Annotated in this window: 19 protein-coding genes and 1 pseudogene; 3 read left to right on the top strand and 17 right to left on the bottom strand. The window is 37.1% G+C overall.

The window, feature by feature from the left end:
- Window positions 1-61: 61 nt before the first annotated feature.
- Together COO03_RS14475 and COO03_RS27625 are read right to left on the bottom strand one after the other, a co-directional pair.
- The gene (locus COO03_RS14475; RefSeq protein WP_097897836.1) at window positions 62-844 is read right to left on the bottom strand and encodes an SDR family NAD(P)-dependent oxidoreductase; all 783 of its coding nucleotides are present in this window, start codon (window positions 842-844) and stop codon (window positions 62-64) included.
- A gap of 211 nt (window positions 845-1,055) precedes the next feature.
- On the bottom strand, window positions 1,056-1,286 hold the full coding sequence (locus COO03_RS27625; RefSeq protein WP_170958113.1) for a hypothetical protein: 231 nt from the start codon (window positions 1,284-1,286) through the stop codon (window positions 1,056-1,058).
- Window positions 1,287-1,430: 144 nt separating this feature from the next.
- Between COO03_RS27625 and COO03_RS14470 the strand changes: the two genes are divergently transcribed.
- Window positions 1,431-2,336, top strand: coding sequence for a LysR family transcriptional regulator (locus COO03_RS14470; RefSeq protein WP_097897835.1), 906 nt, complete (start codon window positions 1,431-1,433; stop codon window positions 2,334-2,336).
- A gap of 70 nt (window positions 2,337-2,406) precedes the next feature.
- On the opposite strand, the gene COO03_RS14465 is transcribed toward COO03_RS14470, so the two are convergent.
- The 5 genes from COO03_RS14465 to COO03_RS14450 all read right to left on the bottom strand — a co-directional run bounded on the left by COO03_RS14465 (window position 2,407) and on the right by COO03_RS14450 (window position 6,971).
- On the bottom strand, window positions 2,407-2,883 hold the full coding sequence (locus COO03_RS14465) for a 2,4'-dihydroxyacetophenone dioxygenase family protein (RefSeq protein ID WP_097897834.1): 477 nt from the start codon (window positions 2,881-2,883) through the stop codon (window positions 2,407-2,409).
- Window positions 2,884-3,091: 208 nt separating this feature from the next.
- Window positions 3,092-3,880: an SDR family NAD(P)-dependent oxidoreductase gene (locus COO03_RS14460; protein ID WP_097897833.1), complete on the bottom strand. Its 789-nt coding sequence runs from the start codon at window positions 3,878-3,880 to the stop codon at window positions 3,092-3,094.
- Between the two features lie 380 nt (window positions 3,881-4,260).
- Entirely contained in the window at window positions 4,261-4,395 is a 135-nt protein-coding gene (locus tag COO03_RS27620) for a hypothetical protein (protein ID WP_255257293.1), read from the bottom strand.
- Window positions 4,396-4,459: 64 nt separating this feature from the next.
- Window positions 4,460-5,749, bottom strand: coding sequence for an MFS transporter (locus tag COO03_RS14455; RefSeq protein ID WP_097897832.1), 1,290 nt, complete (start codon window positions 5,747-5,749; stop codon window positions 4,460-4,462).
- A 166-nt stretch (window positions 5,750-5,915) separates the two neighbouring features.
- On the bottom strand, window positions 5,916-6,971 hold the full coding sequence (locus COO03_RS14450; protein ID WP_097897831.1) for a TauD/TfdA family dioxygenase: 1,056 nt from the start codon (window positions 6,969-6,971) through the stop codon (window positions 5,916-5,918).
- Window positions 6,972-7,767: 796 nt separating this feature from the next.
- On the opposite strand from COO03_RS14450, the gene COO03_RS14445 reads away from it, so the two are divergent.
- Window positions 7,768-8,541 (top strand): SDR family NAD(P)-dependent oxidoreductase, encoded by a 774-nt coding sequence (locus COO03_RS14445; protein WP_097897830.1) that lies wholly within the window; start codon window positions 7,768-7,770, stop codon window positions 8,539-8,541.
- A 106-nt stretch (window positions 8,542-8,647) separates the two neighbouring features.
- On the opposite strand, the gene COO03_RS14440 is transcribed toward COO03_RS14445, so the two are convergent.
- From COO03_RS14440 to COO03_RS14405, 8 genes are all read right to left on the bottom strand, one after another.
- On the bottom strand, window positions 8,648-9,544 hold the full coding sequence (locus tag COO03_RS14440; RefSeq protein ID WP_230322498.1) for an alpha/beta hydrolase: 897 nt from the start codon (window positions 9,542-9,544) through the stop codon (window positions 8,648-8,650).
- Between the two features lie 250 nt (window positions 9,545-9,794).
- The gene (locus COO03_RS14435) at window positions 9,795-10,793 is read right to left on the bottom strand and encodes a TauD/TfdA family dioxygenase (RefSeq protein WP_097897828.1); all 999 of its coding nucleotides are present in this window, start codon (window positions 10,791-10,793) and stop codon (window positions 9,795-9,797) included.
- 312 nt (window positions 10,794-11,105) lie between these two features.
- Window positions 11,106-12,395: an MFS transporter gene (locus COO03_RS14430; RefSeq protein ID WP_097897827.1), complete on the bottom strand. Its 1,290-nt coding sequence runs from the start codon at window positions 12,393-12,395 to the stop codon at window positions 11,106-11,108.
- Window positions 12,396-12,531: 136 nt separating this feature from the next.
- Window positions 12,532-13,587: a TauD/TfdA family dioxygenase gene (locus COO03_RS14425; protein ID WP_097897826.1), complete on the bottom strand. Its 1,056-nt coding sequence runs from the start codon at window positions 13,585-13,587 to the stop codon at window positions 12,532-12,534.
- 37 nt (window positions 13,588-13,624) lie between these two features.
- A complete protein-coding gene (locus COO03_RS14420; RefSeq protein WP_097897825.1) occupies window positions 13,625-15,139 on the bottom strand; it encodes a long-chain-fatty-acid--CoA ligase in 1,515 nt (504 codons plus the stop codon).
- 415 nt (window positions 15,140-15,554) lie between these two features.
- Entirely contained in the window at window positions 15,555-16,013 is a 459-nt protein-coding gene (locus tag COO03_RS14415; protein WP_097897824.1) for a VOC family protein, read from the bottom strand.
- A gap of 48 nt (window positions 16,014-16,061) precedes the next feature.
- A complete protein-coding gene (locus COO03_RS14410; RefSeq protein WP_097897823.1) occupies window positions 16,062-16,697 on the bottom strand; it encodes a CPBP family intramembrane glutamic endopeptidase in 636 nt (211 codons plus the stop codon).
- A 140-nt stretch (window positions 16,698-16,837) separates the two neighbouring features.
- The gene (locus COO03_RS14405; RefSeq protein WP_097897822.1) at window positions 16,838-17,125 is read right to left on the bottom strand and encodes a DUF5316 family protein; all 288 of its coding nucleotides are present in this window, start codon (window positions 17,123-17,125) and stop codon (window positions 16,838-16,840) included.
- A gap of 174 nt (window positions 17,126-17,299) precedes the next feature.
- On the opposite strand from COO03_RS14405, the gene COO03_RS14400 reads away from it, so the two are divergent.
- Window positions 17,300-17,968 (top strand): MOSC domain-containing protein, encoded by a 669-nt coding sequence (locus COO03_RS14400; RefSeq protein ID WP_097897821.1) that lies wholly within the window; start codon window positions 17,300-17,302, stop codon window positions 17,966-17,968.
- Between the two features lie 337 nt (window positions 17,969-18,305).
- Here the strand turns inward: COO03_RS14400 and COO03_RS27075 are convergent, their stop codons facing one another.
- Window positions 18,306-18,467: a hypothetical protein gene (locus COO03_RS27075; protein WP_170958181.1), complete on the bottom strand. Its 162-nt coding sequence runs from the start codon at window positions 18,465-18,467 to the stop codon at window positions 18,306-18,308.
- Window positions 18,430-18,594, bottom strand: a pseudogene (locus tag COO03_RS14395) (undecaprenyl-diphosphatase); the annotation flags it as partial. The pseudogene COO03_RS14395 and the gene COO03_RS27075, both read right to left, overlap by 38 nt.

Here is an 18,594-nt window from a genome sequence, read left to right as displayed (position 1 = left end):
TTCTTTATAAAGTGCTTTCTTTTTCAGTTAAAATAAGAAATCGTTGTGATTTTATGTTTATTTACACTTTTTGTTCGAGAAGTTTTCGGGTATAGATGGTCACCCATTTCCTTGGCAGCAGCCCCACAGATTTAGCCATGAGTTTATTTTTAAAACCCGGGATGATTACCCTCTTATTCTTCATTAACCCTTCAAAGCCGCACTTGGCAACCATTTGTGGATCCAACATGTTCTTATTGAACACTTTTGTGCCTGCTCCGGCGAATTGCTGCGTGAGCGGTGTTTTAGTAAAGCCTGGACATAATACGGAAACTTGAACGCCGGTTCCTTTCAGTTCTTCAGCAATCGCTTCCGAAAAGGATAAAACGTACGATTTGCTTGCTCCATACATCGACATCCGTGGAACTGGTTGAAAGGCCGCTAATGAAGCCACGTTTAAAATTTTACCTTGCTTTCGTTTCACCATGTCATCCGTAAAAAGCCTGGTTAAATAGGTAAGCGAGATCATATTGAGCTGCAGATATTCCATTTCTTTCTGAATATCCATTTCCGTCATGAACCCGAACCCGCCAGCTCCGGCATTATTAATCAAAATATCAATGTCAATTCCCTCGATTTTCAAGTGTCGATGCAAGCTCTCTACCGTCGTATAGCTACTCAAATCGCCGGCAAAAGTATTCACTTGTATGCCATAATCCTTTTTAAAATTCTCAGCTTGTTGTCCCAACAACGTTACGTCCCTGGCGACTAACACTAAGTTATAGCTATGGCTTGCGAAAATTTTAGCAAATTCCAAACCGATTCCTTTTGTAGCACCTGTAATTAAAACAGTTTCTGTTGACATCCGTCTCCTCCCCATGTATTATTTATCCCGCATTAACGAGCAGTAAGACCCCCACCTCAAGATTAAGAGAAAATCGAAGAAGATAGGTGGAGGATAACTACCCGTAAAAGCCCGATTGGTTCAACTAACCATCAGTGGGGGGATGAAGCCCCCCACTGATGGAAGTTTCACTTTATCCAGTTCTGAAATAAGAAAGCGCTTTATCCACACCTTAAACGATAGATTCAGAATCTGTTACGCCAATGCTAAAATAAGCGCTCGTCTCCCTAATACTTCGATTTCTTTCACAACTTTCTCGTGGCCCTCTATTTGACGTGAACATACTACAACGTTTGCATCTTCCTTTACCAATGCAAGCACTTTCAGGAGCCGTTAACCTGCTACTATCTTCAGAAACTATTTCTGTCTGTCCTGTTAAACCAAACAATTGTTTAGATGACATTCTAGACACCTCCATTATTTAGAATATTTCAAATTTTATAAATATTCTTATTGTCTTTGATTATACTCATAAATTATAATTAAATAAAATTAAAGATTTTAATTTGTAAGTAAGTATTACTAATATTCAAAAAGGGGGTTGATCATGAATATTGAGCAATTAGTATATATTATTGAGGTCTCAAAACACAGTTCTCTGACTATAGCAGCACAGAATCTTCATGTGACCCAATCCACGATCAGCCAGTCCATTACAAGCTTAGAAAAGGAGTTAGGGATTAAAATTCTTAATCGCTCAAGGGGACACGGTGCTGTGCCGACCGATGAAGGTAAAATCATTCTAAAACTTGCCTACGGCGTACTGAGAAAAATTGAAGAAATAAAAGAGACGGCCAACTTATTCAATTCCATGGAAGTGGGGGAACTAAGATTATCTTCTTTACCTGGATTAACGACGTTTCTAGTGAAATCTATAGCCGCTTTTAGACATGAATATCCACACGTAAATGTGGAAGTTGCCGAAAAAAGTGGGTCTGCTATCATTGAAGATATTCGACAACATAAGACCGACATCGGACTGATTACGTATTCAGCTGATTTAAACATAAATATGGAAGGAATAGCTTTTGAAACACTATTTGAAGGAAAACAGAAAGTATATGTTTCTAAACATTCTCCCTTGGCGTTCCTTGGCACCATAACTCCGCAGGATATACTTGATCAAACTCTCGTCACATATAACGGTGAATTTATGCAGGATTTTATTCAAGATTTCTTTAACAAATATAAACCCTTAAAAGTCCTATTTACATCAAATAATGCAGATGGAGTTCTCCAAGCCATCATTGAAAGTTTAGCTATTACATTTGCTCCTGATTTCATAATGAAAAATTATTCCCCTGTCATCAATGGTGATATCATTCCAATTGATTTGATGAATCATAGGACTGTAAATATTTCTTTAGGACTGGTTCGATCAGAGAATAAACATTTATCCACTTTTACCAACAAATATATTCATTATCTAAAATCCAAAATTATTCAGAGCTAAGAAAGAAAAAAAGAGAAGCATCTGCGTCGCATGTGAACGACTAGCTTCTCTTTTTTTACGAATCTATCTTTTAAAATTTTGTTACATCTACAGGTTCAATTCCTTCAGCCGCACAGTGGTCATGGTATTTTTTCAGGAATGACTCAAAATTATCTCTGGCAATAATTTCTCCATTCTCACCTAAATAGTCTAATGTTCCTTCAACAATATTCAATGTAATAACTTCTTCCTCCCCTACAGCCTGAGGTGTATGTGAGGAGCCAGCTGGCTCATAAACAACATCACCAGCTTTGGAGACCCAAGGATCTTCGAGATATCTCCAAGTACCTTGAACAGTATAAACAATGACCGTACCAGGATGAAAATGAGCTGGAAGTTGCATAGCCGCAGGAACTTTTAATAGCGTAACAGTCTGTCCTGTCACCGGATTGACCTTAAGCAATTTAAACTTCGCATCTCCAAAATAAGGAATCCACGGTAAATCATCTGGACAAATATTATTGGCATGAAATGCCACTACATCTTTTACATTTTTTACGTTACTCACTTATATCCCCTCTTTCAATTTTTTGAAATCCGCATACTGATAACGCTTACACTAGTCGGCTGATTAACTATTGCGAATTTATTATTTTTAGTATATTCATAATTTTTAATTAAGTAAAATTATTATTTTTAACTTACACTTAAGTTGTATTAATTTACACCATCAACTTGGTATATTCACGAACTAAGTTTCATTATTTGGGTGAAATTTACTTAGCGCCAAGTCCCCCATCAAGAGTTAATATTTGTCCTGTACAATAATCAGAAGCTGCTGAAGCAAAATAAAGGACTGCTCCTACTAAATCATTGTCTCTACCTAACCTCCTTACTGGAACTTGGGAGGCGATAAGCGGGCCAGCCTTATGTACAAGTGTTCCCGGTATTTCTGGATTATTCATTCCAGTAGTGAAAACTCCAGGAGCAATGGAATTCACATGCACTCCATGGCGACCCCACTTAACTGCAAGATCCTTCGTTAAAGTCATAACTGCCCCCTTACTTGTTGTATATCCTACAGAATCTACAGCTTCTGGGTCAGTACCTTTAAAGCCGATTGAAGAAGAAATGTTAATGATTTTTCCGTATTCGTTGTCAATCATATGTCTTCCAACAGCCTGACACATTAAAAATGTTCCTGTCACATTTGTATCGAGCATAGATTGCCATTGTTCTAAAGGCATATCCGTAGCAGGCGTTTCAAAAACCGTTCCGCTACTGTTGACTAAAATTTCGATTTTTCCAAAATGAGAAACTGCTTTCTCCACACCTTGAGCGACAGATTCAGGAACTGTTACATCCAATGATACAGCAAGCGCTTGTCTTCCTAACGTCTCGATTTCTTTCACAACTTCTTCGCAAACCTCTATACGACGTGAACAAACTACCACGTTTGCTCCGGCCTCAGCCAACGCCAGTGCCATTACACGCCCTAACCCGCTACCACCTCCGGTAACCATTGCTGTCTGTCCTGTTAGATCAAACAATTGTTTAGATGACATTCTAGACCCCCTCCTAAATTAAGAATATTCAAAATTTTTAAAACATATTATGTTATTGATTATACTCATAAGTTATAATTAAATAAAATTAAAAATTTTAATGTGTAAGTAAGTATTACTAATATTCAAAATGGATACAGTCATGAACATTGAACAATTACTATAAATATAGACGGAGTTCTGCAAGTCATTATTGGAAGCTTGGCTATTACATTTGCTCCTGATTTCATAATGAATAATTATCCCCCTGTCATAAAGGGGGAAATCATTCCGATTGATTTGGATTCGTAAGCTCTTAAATATTTCTTTTAGGTTGGTTTAAACAGAGAATCCGCTGCTTTTTTGCTACATGCGAAGCACCAAATTCTGTTATACACAAACTATTTCACTTCATCCTCTATGTCAATATGATCATCAGAGTAAGTCTCAGACATCTTCTCTTGACAATTCCAGCACTCACTGCGATTTCGCTCCATAATGGCTAATTCTTCATGACAATGTACACAACGATCCATTTATGCAACCTCCTTTTCATATTTACTTATTTCTTTCCCTCCTCGATCTATCCATCAATGATTTCTAAATACTCACTTGCTCCTCTGCTTTTATTGTTGTGTGACTTTGCTTCGCGGGACGTACAACAATCAAAAACAATAATCCGATAACGAACATACCTAAAGAAGTTACTTGAAATCCATAACGATATCCCATTGCCTCAGTCGCTGCATATTGGATAAAATAACCGAATACGAGCGGAGCAATAATACTTGTTGAGCTTGCAAGAGCAACGTAGGTCCCTTGTGCTTTTCCGATGTTTTGGGGAGAAAAAAAATCCATTAATATTGCGGGTGCGAGTGAAAGAATAACATACGCGAAGCCTGGAGCAAGGGTGAAGAATAGAATGGATATAGCAGTTGAATTTACAGTACTTGCCATATATACACAAAGAGCAGATAGCACCATCATGAAACCGGCAATGTTTATCCGTGCTTTACGAATATCCCCAGTTTTACGATAAATCCTGTCTGATAGCATGGAAAATCCAATTTGACTAATCGCAGCGAAAAGAAAAGGTAAAGACACAGCTAGTTTTAATGTTTGATTATTAAAATGTTGAACTTTGGTAAAGTATGCCGGAAACCATATCGCTTGAACGGACAATAACCAATAGGCACAACCTCCACACAAAACAATAAAAACAAAATTCTTAGACAAAAGATGTGGAAGAAACTGACGCCATGAAACTTTAGAGAGGGTTGATGAATGCTCCTCCTCTTGATGAAAAGAAGGCAATCCGATTTCTTGTGGACTTTCTTTACCGAAAATGACCCATAAAACTAACACAATCAGTCCAACAATTCCCATGGCTATAAAAGCAGCTCTCCATCCATATTGATTGATCAAGGAGATTAATAATGGTGAAGCAATTGCAGGCCCAATTGTTGCTCCACAGAGAACAGCGCCAAAGCCTATACCATGTCTATGTTTTGGGAACCATTTTCCCACTATAGCCGTTGATAGAGCAGGGGCTGCGCCTTCGCCTGCTCCCAAGAGTATCCTTGTAAGCACTAGCAAAGACAGACTGGAAACAAAAGGTGTAATAAATTGAACAGTCAACCATACCAGCGACATCCAAGTTAACATTTTTTTCGTGTTTTTGGAATCAGCCATGCCACCAAGAATGATAGAGGAAAAGGTAAAGAACCAAAAGAAGGAACTTCCCACCAATCCCCATTGTGAAGGACTTAAATGTAACTCCTTCATTACGGAAACGGAAGCCAAACCAATGATAATTTTATCAACTTGGTTGATCATACCGGAAGCAACTAAAAATAATAATATAATCCAAGAATATTTTGGGGTGCTCAATATAAAAATCTCCCCTTACTTTTTTCTATTTAGGGAAAACCTTTGTTTGAATTCTGAAAGGTACTCCCCATCACATGAATCAATTGGTGTTCTTATAAAACGTTTTATAAAGGTAAGTCTTTCGGGTTTAAGCTCACGACTAAACTCCTGATATTTATTAAATCCATTACCTTATGTTTTCTACAATACCACCAGCTGTTTTTTCACGAACGGGAATACCGCCGCGACCCGCTTTCCCTGTTTTCTCATCAATAAACATCGCAAAATCAGGGGCAATTTCTCGGCCATTTGGCATCGTAAGCCACAATCTTAGTAAATGACGTTTGCGTTCCGGTTCTTCATAGTCTTCGTATTGAGTACGTGAGTGAAGAACGGTATAATTATTGACGAATTGCATATCACCTGGTTCCAACATCATATCAATATGCATGTTTTCATCATGAAGGAGGGAATCCATTAAGTCATATGCTTCAATTTCAACTTTTGACAAATGGATACCTGTTTTCGCTTGTGCTGATTCGACATATCCGCGATTATATCTGCAGCTCAATTTACCATCATAATAACTAAAGACTGGTGATGAATATACCGGAGATTCTCCTGGTGCTTCCTCACCACGACGATCCAAGAAGTATGGATGATAGAGAATTCCAAGATACTCTGGGTACTTCTCAAGAATTTCATTATAAACAGCCATCGAACTTACGATACTACTGAACCCCCCAGATTTAGCTTTTCGAAGACTTAATAATCCGACTACGTCAGATCCATCTGGGTGAAAGGGAAGGTGTGCATTTGTTTGGTAACCTCGTACACTTGAATCATTTATATTGAGCCCTTGATCAATGACATGTCCTAAGAGATCACCTTTTGCGTTTTGCGTTACTGGGATGCCTAAGTGAACTCCGAGACCCCAATAAATGATGCTCGCTTCTTCATCCGTATACTTTTCCAGTGGTAATCCACGAATTAATAGGAACCCCCTCCCATTCTCCAGTTCGTCAACAAAGTAAGCGATTTCGTCAGAGAGATCAGAAATCGGGAAGTCCTCCTTGTTAAAATTAGGTGCTTTTAAACCCTTTTGTTTAACATGAAGTAAAGCGCTTTCAAGAGATGCGAGCGTTTTTTCGGACAAATAATAAACCCATGAATCATCTTTAGCTAGATCAATACCTTTCCACGCTACCGGTCCTTGAACTTTTTTCTTTAAAATGGACGACATAGATACGCCTCCTTCGTTTTCTCATGCAACTTTTAAATTTTCTCTGTTGTTTTCTTGGATAACTCCTTTAAAAATTCCACTTATCTAGGAAGCTTGTACTTCACCAGCTTATCCTAATAGAATCGGTCATCTATGGCCTAGTTTTGATGAAATAATATTGCAACCTTTGCTTTATCGGTTGTTTCTGATCTGTATAGAATTACTGCAAGTCTTTCTGGAAATGAGAGTGCTTTTATAAACATGATAGCTTGTTTCCTAATAAAAGATCGACTCCCTCTCTCCTCCCGAATCCTTTGTCAGACAAATTATCACTTATTAAATGCTGTCCTCCCTTCCATTTATATGTAAGCGCTTTTAATAACAACTATTGTGAACGTGTTAATCGTTATTAATTTCATTATATTCATAATTTTCAGTTAAATAAAATTAAAGATTTTAATGTGAAAGTAAGTATTACTAATATTCAAAAAGGGGGTATGGTAATGAACATTGAACAATTACTATATATTATTGAAGTCGCAAAACACCATTCTCTGACTAGAGTAGCATGGAATCTTCATATGGCTCCATTCACGATCAACCAGCCCATTGCCAACTTACTAAAGTATCAGTTCTATTTTATTTACAAAATAGTTTTTTCTATTTTATATTAGTAGTACTTAATTACAAATTAAAATTTTTAATTTTATTTAATTATAATTTATCTGTAGAATCAAAAATAGAAATGATCCAATATTCCGAAAACTAACTTTCGAATTTAGTCTTTTACGGTTAAATTAAAATAGGAGGTTGAACTATGGACTTAAAGTTATCTGGAAAAAAAGCACTTATTGTTGGAGGAAGCCGGGGGATTGGTAAAGCTACCGCTCGCCAATTGGCTCTGGAAGGTGTAGATTGTACAATTTGTTCAAGAAACGAATCCTCACTAAAAATCGCTGCAGAAGAATTAGCTCAAGAAACAAAAAGAAATATCTATCCAATTGTGGCAGATACCACTGATCCTGACTCTATCCTAAATTTAGTTGAAAAATCAGCAGCAGCAATGGGAAGCATTGATATTTTAATCAACAGTGGAGCCCGTGTTGGCGGCTTTGAGCCAGAGGATTTTAATAGTATTAAAGATGAACTTATTTTGAAAGATTTTGAAGAAAAGTATATGGGCTATTTTCGTTGTATGCGAGCTGTAGCTCCTTATATGATAGAAAATAATTGGGGACGTATTATAAATATAAGTGGCCTGGCTGCTAGAATTGGCGGCAATTATTTTAGTTCCGGTCCACGTAATGCATCTGTTGTCCATTTAACAAAATCCGCATCATTGGAATTAGGAAAACACGGAATTAACGTCAATGCTGTTTATCCAGGGATTGTCGATACGGAAATGTTTAGAAACCGGGTCACTAATGAAGAGGCTGTGCGTCAGATGGCAGGACTCAATGCACTCGGCCGCTTGATTACAGTAGAAGAAATTGCTAATGTCATTACCTTCCTAGCTTCACCTTTGGCGGCATCAATTACTGGCGATGTCATTTCGGTAACCGGCGGAATTGGAGATACCGTTTTTTACTAAAAAGCTAGGGTTGATATTGTAACTGTATCGTAGATTACCAATAATAATGTATAAAAAAACGAGCCTTACTAAAAGCTGAGGCTCGTTTTTTTATAACTTTTTAATCCTAATCTACCCCTATTGTATATTTAGCAGCATTCAGGAAATTGTCAATTTTAGAAACAGTTGATTCAATGTTCTTAGAGAAAATAGCCATATGTGCAAAAAAGCCGTGGATCATACCGAGTTCACATACATATTCAACTTGCACACCAAATTTTTTCAGTCGTTCGGCATAAGCTATTCCTTCATCCCGAAGCACATCATTTTCTGCTGTGATCACGATCGCTGGCGGGAGACCACTTAAATCTTCAGCAACCAAAGGAGAAGCGTATTCATTATACCTGTCCTCATCATTCCTTACATAATGATCACGGAACCAAATCAGCTGTTCGCGATCCAGACCAAATCCTTTTGCAAATGCTTGATGGGATTCCGTATTAAACTCAAGATTTGTCACAGGGTAGATTAAGACCTGTGCAGTGATGTTGGGACTTTTTCTGTCTCTTGCCATCATAGTAACTACTGTCGCTAGATTTCCGCCTGAGCTATCCCCTCCGACTACCAATCTAGTAACATCTCCGTTAAAGGAGGTCCCTTTTTCATAAACCCATTCCAATGCCGTATATGCGTCTTCGACTGGAGTCGGGAACTTATACTCTGGAGCAAGACGATAGTTTACAGATACAACAATACTAGCCGTTCTATTTGCTAGCATTCGGCAACTTGCATCCATCACTTCAATGTCTCCCAGAACCCATCCTCCACCATGGTAGTAAATGAATATCGGGAATGGACCTTGCCCCTCCGGTATGTATACCCTACATTTGATTTCTTCGTCTTTACTTACCGGTATCATCAAGTTCTCTACCTTTGAAACTGGATCTAATTTTACAGCAGGGCGCGGTGCATTGGAAAGCATATCTCTTACTGCCTTAGGATCCATCTCGTGAATTGGCGGCATCTGATTATATGCTTGTAAATATTTTTCTGCTTGCGGATCTAAATTTGCCAAGAAACATCATCCTCACTTCCATTTATTATTTTAAAATTAACTCGGCTATTTCTTAAACCTTTATTCCAGTCCTGAAACCCTCAATTAACTTCATCATTAAAAACATAAAATGGTGATTTTATTCACCTTATTTCGATGAACAAAATCACCATACCGCTTAATTTAAGAAAGAATGATGATTTTACTTACCACTAGCTGTTTATCTATTTACAGGTGCTCCTCCGATATAAAACTCGAAATCCGGGGCAATTTTTCGGCCATTTGGCATCATGAGCCACAATCTTAATAAATGACGTTTGCGGTCATCTTCTTCATAATCTTCAAATAATGTACGTGAATGAAAAACAGCATAGTTATTAACGAATTGCATATCACCTGGTTCCATCATCATATCAATATGAAAGTTTTTATCATGAGTAAGGGAATCTATAAAATCAAATGCTTCGATTTCCTCTTTCGACAAAGAGATACCTGTTTTCGTTTGTGCTGATTCGACATATTGGCGCATATATCTGCAGCTCAATTTACCATCGTAATAGCTAAAGATTGGTGATTGAACTACCGGAGATTGACCTAGTGCTTCTTCCCCACGAAGATCATGGGCGAATGGACGATAAAGAATTTCAAGGTACTCTGGGTGCTTCTCCAGAATTTCATTATAGATAGACATTGCGCTAGCGATACTGCTTAAACCACCAGATTTCGCTTTGCGAAGACATAGTAATCCGACCACATCAGCAAGATCTGTGTGATAGTCAAGATGCACATTTGTTTGGTAACCTCTTACTTTTGTATTGTCATTAAAGTCTTTACCTATGTTTTTGATATGCCCTAAGAGGTCCCCATTTTTACTTTGGATGATCGGCAGTCCCAAGTGAAGTCCGAGACCCCAGTAAATGATGCTTGCTTCTTCGTCAGTATACCGTTCCATCGGCAATCCGCGAAGCAATAGAAACCCTCTCCCATTCTCCATTTCGTCGACAAAGTATTTGATTTCGTCAGCGAGATCAGGAATCAGGAAATCCTCCTTTTTAAAATCTGGTGCTTTTAATCCCTTTTGCTGAACATGTAATAATGCCTTATCAAGTGCAACAATCGTTTTATCGGACAAATAATAAATCCATGAATCATCTTTAGCTAGTTCAATGCCTTTCCATGCTGAACGCCCTTGAATTTTTTCATTTATAATGACTGACATAAATATTCCTCCTTTATTCATTTAGTTATTTTTTCACTTTATATGACTGAATATTTAGAATTTTCTTTCCTTTAGTATACTTATAATTATAAATGAAATAAAATTGTTATTTTTAATTTATAATTAAGTTGTATTAATATATACTGGCATTCAGTCTCACAAACTAGCCCTTTCAAAAAACTAAGTAATAGATACATTGACCAAATAATCAATTAACATGGCTATAATCACCCTACCTCAATTTGGTATATTCACTAACTAAGAAGATTTTTTTTAAAAGTTATTACTGTACCCTTACTTGCTGTATATCTTTTAAATACTCACTTGTTCCTCTGCTTTTATCGCTGTGTTACTTTGCTTTGCGGGGCGAACAACGATCCAAAATAATAATCCGAAAACGAGCATACCTAAAGAAGTTACTTGAAACCCATAACGATATCCCATTGCCTCAGTCGCTGCATATTGGATGAAATATCCGAATACGAGCGGGGCAATAATACTTGTTGAACTTGAAAGAGCAATGAACGTTCCTTGTGCTTTTCCGATGTTTTTGGGAGAAAAAAAGTCCATCAATATTGCGGGTGCGAGTGAAAGAATGACGTATGCAAAACCTGGAGAAAGGGTGAAGAACAAGATAGATATGGCAGTTGAATTCACGGCATTTGCTAGATATACACAAAGAGCAGATAGCACCATCATGGAACCGGCAAGATTTATTCGTGCTTTACGAATATCCCCAGTTTTTCGATAAATCCGATCTGATAGCATAGAAAATCCAATTTGGCTAACAGCAGCGAAAAGAAAAGGTAACGACACGGCTAGTTTTAATGTTTGACCATTAAAATGTTGAACTTTCGTAAAGTATGCTGGAAACCATATCGCTTGAACGGACAATAACCAATAGGCACAGCCGCCACACAAAACGGTAAAAATAAAATTTTTAGACAAAAGATATGGAAGGAACTGACGCCAAGAAACCTTAGAGAGGGTTGATGCATGCTCCTCCTCTTGATGAAATGAAGGTAATCCGATTTCTTGTGGACTTTCTTTACCGAAAATGATCCATAAAACTAACACAATCAGTCCAACAATTCCCATGGCTATAAAAGCAGATCTCCATCCATATTGATCGATTAAGGAGATTAATAGTGGTGAAGCAATTGCTGATCCTCCTGTTGTCCCTAACAAAACAGCGCCAAAGCCTATACCATGTCTATGTTTTGGGAACCATTTCCCCATTATTGCCGTTGATAAGGCAGGGGCTGGACCTTCGCCTGCTCCCAAGAGCATTCTTGTAAACACTAGCAAAGACAGGCTAGAAATAAAAGGTGTGAGAAATTGAACAATCAACCATGTAAGTGACATCCAAGTTAACATTTTTTTCGTGTTTTTGGAATCGGCCATACCACCAAGAATGATAGAGGAAAAGGTAAAGAACCAAAAGAAGGAACTTCCCACCAATCCCCATTGTGAATGGCTTAAATGTAACTCTTTCATTAGGGGAACGGAAACCAAACCAATAACAATTTTATCAACTTGGTTGATCATACCTGAAGCAACTAGAAATAATAATATAATCCAAGAATATTTTGGAGTGCTCAACGTATAAATCCCCCTTATTTTTACCATCAAGGGAAAACCTTTTCCTCACATCTGAAAAGGTGCTCCCTATCACATGAATCAATTGATGTTCTTATGAAACGATTTATAAAGGTAAGTCTTTCGGATTTAAGCCCAATTACTTCAAGTTTTCTATAATACCACCAGATGTTTTTCCACGGACGGGAATACCACCACGACCCGCTTTACCTGTTTTCTCATCAATAAACATCGCGAAATCGTGTGCAATTTCTCGGCCATTTGGCATCGTGAGCCACAATCTTAATAAATGGCGTTTGCGTTCTGGTTCTTCATAGTCTTCGTATTGAGTGCGTGAATGAAGAACTGTATAATTATTGACGAATTGCATATCGCCTTCTTCTAACATCATATTATAATGCATATTTTCATCATGAAGGATGGAATCTAGTATGTCTAACGCTTCAATTTCAACTTTTGACAAATGGATACCTGTTTTCGCTTGTGCTGATTCTATAAATGTACGGACATATCTGCAGCTCAATTTACCATCATAGTAACTAAAAATTGGTGATGTAAATACTGGCGATTCACCTGGCGCCTCCTCACCCCGGCGATCAAAGTTGAATGGACGACAGAGAATTCCAAGATACTCTGGGTATTTCTCCAAAATTTCATTATAAACAGCCATTGAACTTATGATACTACTGAATCCCCCAGTTTTCCCTTTTCGAAGGCTTAATAATCCGACGACATCAGATCCATCTGCGTGAAAAGGAAGATGCAATTTCGTTTGGTAACCGCGTACATTTGAATTTTCTAAGCTAAGACCTTGATCAATGACGTGCCCTAAAAGGTCACCATTTGCGTTTTGCGATACCGGAATACCCATGTGAAGTCCGAGTCCCCAATAAATGATGCTCGCTTCTTCATCTGTATACCTTTCCATTGGTAATCCACGAATTAATAGGAACCCCCTCCCATTCTCTAGTTCTTCCACAAAGTACGCAATTTCGTTAGAGAGATCCGGAATCAGGAAGTCCTCCTTGTTAAAATTAGGTGCTTTTAAACCCTTTTGTTTAACATGAATTAAAGCGCTTTCAAGTGATGCGATTATTTTCTCGGACAAATAATAAACCCATGAATCATCTTTAGCTAGATCAATACCTTTCCACGCTACTGGTCCTTGAACTTTTTCCTTTAAAATGGACGACATAAATAAGCCTCCTTCAATAATATGGTTAGTTAATTTCTCACTTAACTTCAATCAATTGTCTTAACTCTCTGCGCAAAATTTTCCCTGTTGAGTTCTTAGGTAACTCTTCAGAAAATTCCACATGTCTAGGAAGCTTGTACTTCACCAGCTTATCCTGACAAAATCGGATAATGTCATTCATGGTGATCTGCTCATCATTGACTACGACATAAGCTTTTACGTTTTCTCCGTATTCTCCATCAGAAACTCCGATTACGGCTGCCTCTACAACAGCAGGATGTTGATACAGAACTTCCTCCACTTCACGAGGATATACATTGTATCCACCAACAAGAATCATGTCCTTCTTTCGATCAACGATATAGATGTATCCTTCTTCATCCATCGTTGCTAAATCACCAGTGTAAAACCATCCATCTATAAAGGCAGCTAATGTAGCTTCTGGCATTCCTAAGTATCCATTCATTACATTTGGCCCTTGAACTACTAATTCTCCGACTTCTCCTCTCGGCACTTCTATTCCATCCTCATTGACAACTTTGCTCTTGACGCCTGGTATATCTAAACCGATAGAGCCTGGCTTGCGAGTTCCCTTTAAAGGGTTAATAGCAACGAGAGGCGAAGTTTCTGAAAGTCCATACCCTTCCAAAATAAAAACGTTGTACTTGTTTTCAAATTTTTGTAGCAGCTCGACTGGAATCGAAGCACCTCCTGAGATACACACGCGAATGGATGAGAAATCTTCCGCAGTAGATTCAGGCGATTGAAAGATAAAATTGTACATCGTAGGAACTCCAGCAAACACTGTTGCCTTTTTTTCTCGAATGGTACGGACCACATCAAGAGGGCTGAATTTAGGTAGGATCAGGACAGTTGCCCCGCAAGCAATTGGCCCATTCAAACTTATAGTCATACAGAAAACATGAAACATTGGTAGAACAGCTACTACACAATCTTTATCATGGAGTTCAATTAATTCTGAAATGGAATCTGCATTCGAAGCCAAATTCCGATGCGATAACATCGCACCCTTTGGTTTCCCTGTTGTTCCTGATGTGTATAAAATGACTGCAAGGTCTTCCTGATCAATGAAAGTGCTCGAACAAACATTATTACTTGTTTCCATCAGATGCTCCCATGCCGATTCCTGATCCTCGGCATCTGTATAAATGACTAGCTTTAGATTTTCCAATTGTTCCTTTATTTCTGACAGCCTTGGCTCTACGGATATATGCGCAATAACTGCTTTAGCTTGACTATCGTCTAAAATGTAGTTGATTTCCTCTTTGGTATACAAAGGATTCATCGGAACAACAAATGCACCTAGTCGTAAAATGCCGTAGTACGTAATAAGAAATTCAGGGCTATTTCCTAATAAAAGAGCCACTCCATCTCCCTTCCCGATTCCTCGGGCAGACAAACCAGCAGCCAATCGATCTACCTGCTGGTTTAGTTCTTTATAAGTAACACTTTTATCTCTATAGATATAAGCGATACTATCTGGGAAATTACTTGCACTTCTTTTCAGATTTTCGTCTAAATTATAACTCATTAAATGATTCCCTCCTTTATTCATATGAAAGTGTTAGAATGGTAACTATTGTGAATATTCAAAATATTGTTACGTTAAGTATACTTATAAATTATAATTAAATAAAATTAAAGATTTTAATTTGTAAGTAAGTATTACTAATATTCAAAAAGGGGTGCAGCCATGTTGTTGGGAACCCTTCAGGAGTGGCAAAAGTGGCAAAGACAATAGAGGCTTGAATGAAGATAAAAGCCAGCGCCTTTAGACGCTGGCCAGTAGTATAGCTTATAGCCTTTGTGCAAACCACCCTTTGGAAGGGTGGTTATGATTAAATAATTAATATTTTAAAACAAGAACAAAAGTAAAAAAACGTAATCCTTTCTATATATTTTACAAAAAGAATAACGTTTTTTTCGTTTTATAGATACAACTTCATTCATTTTTCTTGGTGTTCCGCATCCCATTCACTTAAATAGGATGCATATTCTAATTCATCTGGATTATCATGTAACATAGAAATAAACTCTAATTTATTTCCATCACAATCCAGAAAGTATACACTTGCAGCAGGCATCCATCTTTGGACAATTGGCTCTTGATTTCCTTTTCCCTGGCTTCCTACCACTTCTATTCCACGACTCTCTAACCACAATTTAGAAGTCTTTAGAGATTCTAAGTCTACACCAAAAGCAAAGTGTTTCATCTCAAAATCTTCAATATTATGTACTTCCCATAGTCCAAGCATTTGCTTTTTACTTTCTCCTACCCAAAAGAAAGCCACTTTTCTTTTGGGTAGTTTCCTTGCTAATGCTAACCCTAACTTATTTTGATAGAAATCTATCGCCTTTTCTAAATCTCTTACATGTAAATGAATTTCATATATGCTCTGTATCATTATGCTTTTCCCTTTCTTTATTGGTAACTTATATTTATAACTTATTTATTAATTTGCTGTACTCTTTTTTGAGTAATATACTGAAAGTAAATTAAACTCCACATGCAAAAATATTGAAAAAACAATTGACAGTGAGTAATCCGTAATCATACCAAATATGATTCCCCCGAAAAATGCGAACAGCATAAATTTTATGCTAGTCTGATTAAAGCTGTAATATTGTAAATGAGCTACAGCGAATAGAAAGGAAGATATTAGGATCTGTACCGTAACTGGTATGTAAAATATTTCATAAAGAGGGTATATTGGGAATGAATTATTAAGCATTGGTATAATCATCCCTCTGAAAATTACTTCTTCAAAAATAGGATACATAATTACAAAGTTTAAGATGTTCTTTTTCCCGCTCGGCTTATACCCTGAGTATCGTGAAATGAAAATATTCGTTATTGCGGCAATCAAGATTAATAGAACAATTGGTTCGTAGTGAATTGGTAAACGGAATACATAATTATCTTCATAAAAATAAATAATTACTGTCAGCAGTGTTCCCCATATATAAATAATTTCATTTTCTATCTTTCGGTACAACGTTCTTCCAATAATAACACCAACTGTAATATCAACAATTTTATATGAAAAAGCTAATAAAACAGCAAGTACCAAAGCAATAAGGTAGCTCATATCGATTTATCACCCTATCTCACAAGGAACTCCTTTGGAATTCATGCATTTGATTGACATCCAACATTACTTGATTTTGAAATATTTTCCCGCTATTTAATTTTTTATATTATGTTAACTAGTTTGGTATACGCTATACATTAAATGACGATGTAAACTAGTGCTGCTATAAGATTTGGAATAGCCATTATTAAAAAACCTTTTGATTGGTCGATACGGCCAATTTTACGCTTTTCCTTTTTTGAAAATAGGGTTCCTTTATTACCTAAAATTAAGCTATCAATGAAGTAAGCTAAAGCTAACCCAATGCTAATTAACCCAAAAGTTCCACATACATAATAAATGTGACTCCAATCCCGACTAAAATAAGATTCTACAGATACGATAAGTAATAGAAGTATTCCTGAAATGAGTCCTCTCTTTATCATTATGATCCCTCTTTCAAAAAGATTTAATATCCACATTATACCATATTATTGAGTGTATATTTTTTAAACAAATTCCGATAATGTTGTGTTATGTTAACTCATCTTGTATAAACTATACAAGGCTTTTAACTGTTTCTTACATGATATAATTTAAGAAAACAGGGGGTTGTGAAGGTGAGCAACGAACAATATACAGTAACATCGTTAAACGCAGGCAAGATTGATACCTATACTTACGGTAAAAAAGTATATCAATCAGCCATTAAGAAGCAACGGATAGAGGGCTCTGTCTTTCTAAACAAGGTTGGGTTAGTTTGTGATGAACAAGCATATGAGTATCATGGTGGAGAGAATAAGGCATTGTGCTTATATCCGCATGACTACTATGATTATTGGAGACCTATGTTCAAAAACCTGGTAGATGTCGCTCTTTTCGGCGAAAATCTCACTGTTGCGGGACTAACAGAAGAAAAGGCTAATATCGGCGATATTTTCTCGTTTGGAGAAGCCATCATCCAAGTATCTGAACCCCGTAATCCATGTTATAAACTTGCAGCAAAATACGAAATGCCTAAATTAATTGTAACAGTGCGGGAAACAGACTATACAGGTTTTCTTTTCAGAGTTCTCAAAGAGGGAATGGTATCTAAAAATGACCCATTGATCCTGCTTGAACCTCATCCACAAAAAGTTTCAGTTGCCTTAGTTAATGATGTTAAATTTCATGACCGATTTAATCCTGAAAAGGTTGAGCAAGTTTTACAGGTTCAGGAACTATCTGAAAGCATGCGTGTAGCTATACAAGAACAATTCCGTTCAGGAAAGAAAGCTGGATGGGGATAATTCAACACATGCACTTCCAATAACAAATTTTACGTCAACTAGCACCTCTTGTGTGGGGCTAGTTGTTTTTTTACAGTAGCAAAGATGAGATTTCACTTTTAGAAACTGTCTTAGTATACGCTAAGATTCTTTCAACATAAAGATTGTTGATAACTTGTACGTGTCAGTAATACCATCTAGCTGTAGAGTGCCGAAAAAAAGTTAAGCAAACAAAAAATAACTCCAAAATCAACTTTTATTGTATATTTTGGAGTTACTTGACGTTTACTTTGCAACGAAAGAGAACCGCAACACTGCCTAAAACCTGGGCGCTTATCACATCCACAAACACACAAAATTAAGAAGCCTTCTTCATTCGTTGTTGCTCTTTAATTTGTTCAGCAATAGCTGCAACATGAATACATTCCATATATACGTCGTCAGCATCTGTATCTTTCACGCTAACTTTTATACTTGTATACTCAAAATCCCTTTGATTTGTTTTTGGATGGTAAAACATGTTTCTCTACTCTTTCATATAGAGTAAGCAATTGCTTGATAAAAGAAAATTTCGGTACTAACCAATACGAAAATAACGCTGAAACACATCCTATTAAAGCCCCTATTGCAACATCAAAAGGATAATG

The sequence above is a fragment of the Bacillus sp. AFS098217 genome (genome assembly GCF_002551815.1).
Taxonomy (GTDB): domain Bacteria; phylum Bacillota; class Bacilli; order Bacillales; family Bacillaceae_G; genus Bacillus_A.
The sequence above is the reverse complement of the archived record's forward strand: the minus strand, read 5'-3'. Positions and strand labels throughout refer to the sequence as shown.

Bases quoted from the DNA above. Each gene is read 5' to 3' on its own strand.
- COO03_RS14420 (WP_097897825.1), bottom strand. From the start codon at position 15,139: ATGAGTTATAATTTAGACGAAAATCTGAAAAGAAGTGCAAGTAATTTC.
- COO03_RS14425 (WP_097897826.1), bottom strand. From the start codon at position 13,587: ATGTCGTCCATTTTAAAGGAAAAAGTTCAAGGACCAGTAGCGTGGAAA.
- COO03_RS14470 (WP_097897835.1), top strand. From the start codon at position 1,431: ATGAATATTGAGCAATTAGTATATATTATTGAGGTCTCAAAACACAGT.
- COO03_RS14415 (WP_097897824.1), bottom strand. From the start codon at position 16,013: ATGATACAGAGCATATATGAAATTCATTTACATGTAAGAGATTTAGAA.
- COO03_RS14405 (WP_097897822.1), bottom strand. From the start codon at position 17,125: ATGATAAAGAGAGGACTCATTTCAGGAATACTTCTATTACTTATCGTA.
- COO03_RS14450 (WP_097897831.1), bottom strand. From the start codon at position 6,971: ATGTCGTCCATTTTAAAGAAAAAAGTTCAAGGACCGGTAGCGTGGAAA.
- COO03_RS27620 (WP_255257293.1), bottom strand. From the start codon at position 4,395: ATGGATCGTTGTGTACATTGTCATGAAGAATTAGCCATTATGGAGCGA.
- COO03_RS14435 (WP_097897828.1), bottom strand. From the start codon at position 10,793: ATGTCAGTCATTATAAATGAAAAAATTCAAGGGCGTTCAGCATGGAAA.
- COO03_RS14445 (WP_097897830.1), top strand. From the start codon at position 7,768: ATGGACTTAAAGTTATCTGGAAAAAAAGCACTTATTGTTGGAGGAAGC.
- COO03_RS27075 (WP_170958181.1), bottom strand. From the start codon at position 18,467: ATGTTTTACCATCCAAAAACAAATCAAAGGGATTTTGAGTATACAAGT.
- COO03_RS14440 (WP_230322498.1), bottom strand. From the start codon at position 9,544: ATGCCGCCAATTCACGAGATGGATCCTAAGGCAGTAAGAGATATGCTT.
- COO03_RS27625 (WP_170958113.1), bottom strand. From the start codon at position 1,286: ATGTCATCTAAACAATTGTTTGGTTTAACAGGACAGACAGAAATAGTT.
- COO03_RS14460 (WP_097897833.1), bottom strand. From the start codon at position 3,880: ATGTCATCTAAACAATTGTTTGATCTAACAGGACAGACAGCAATGGTT.
- COO03_RS14475 (WP_097897836.1), bottom strand. From the start codon at position 844: ATGTCAACAGAAACTGTTTTAATTACAGGTGCTACAAAAGGAATCGGT.
- COO03_RS14410 (WP_097897823.1), bottom strand. From the start codon at position 16,697: ATGAGCTACCTTATTGCTTTGGTACTTGCTGTTTTATTAGCTTTTTCA.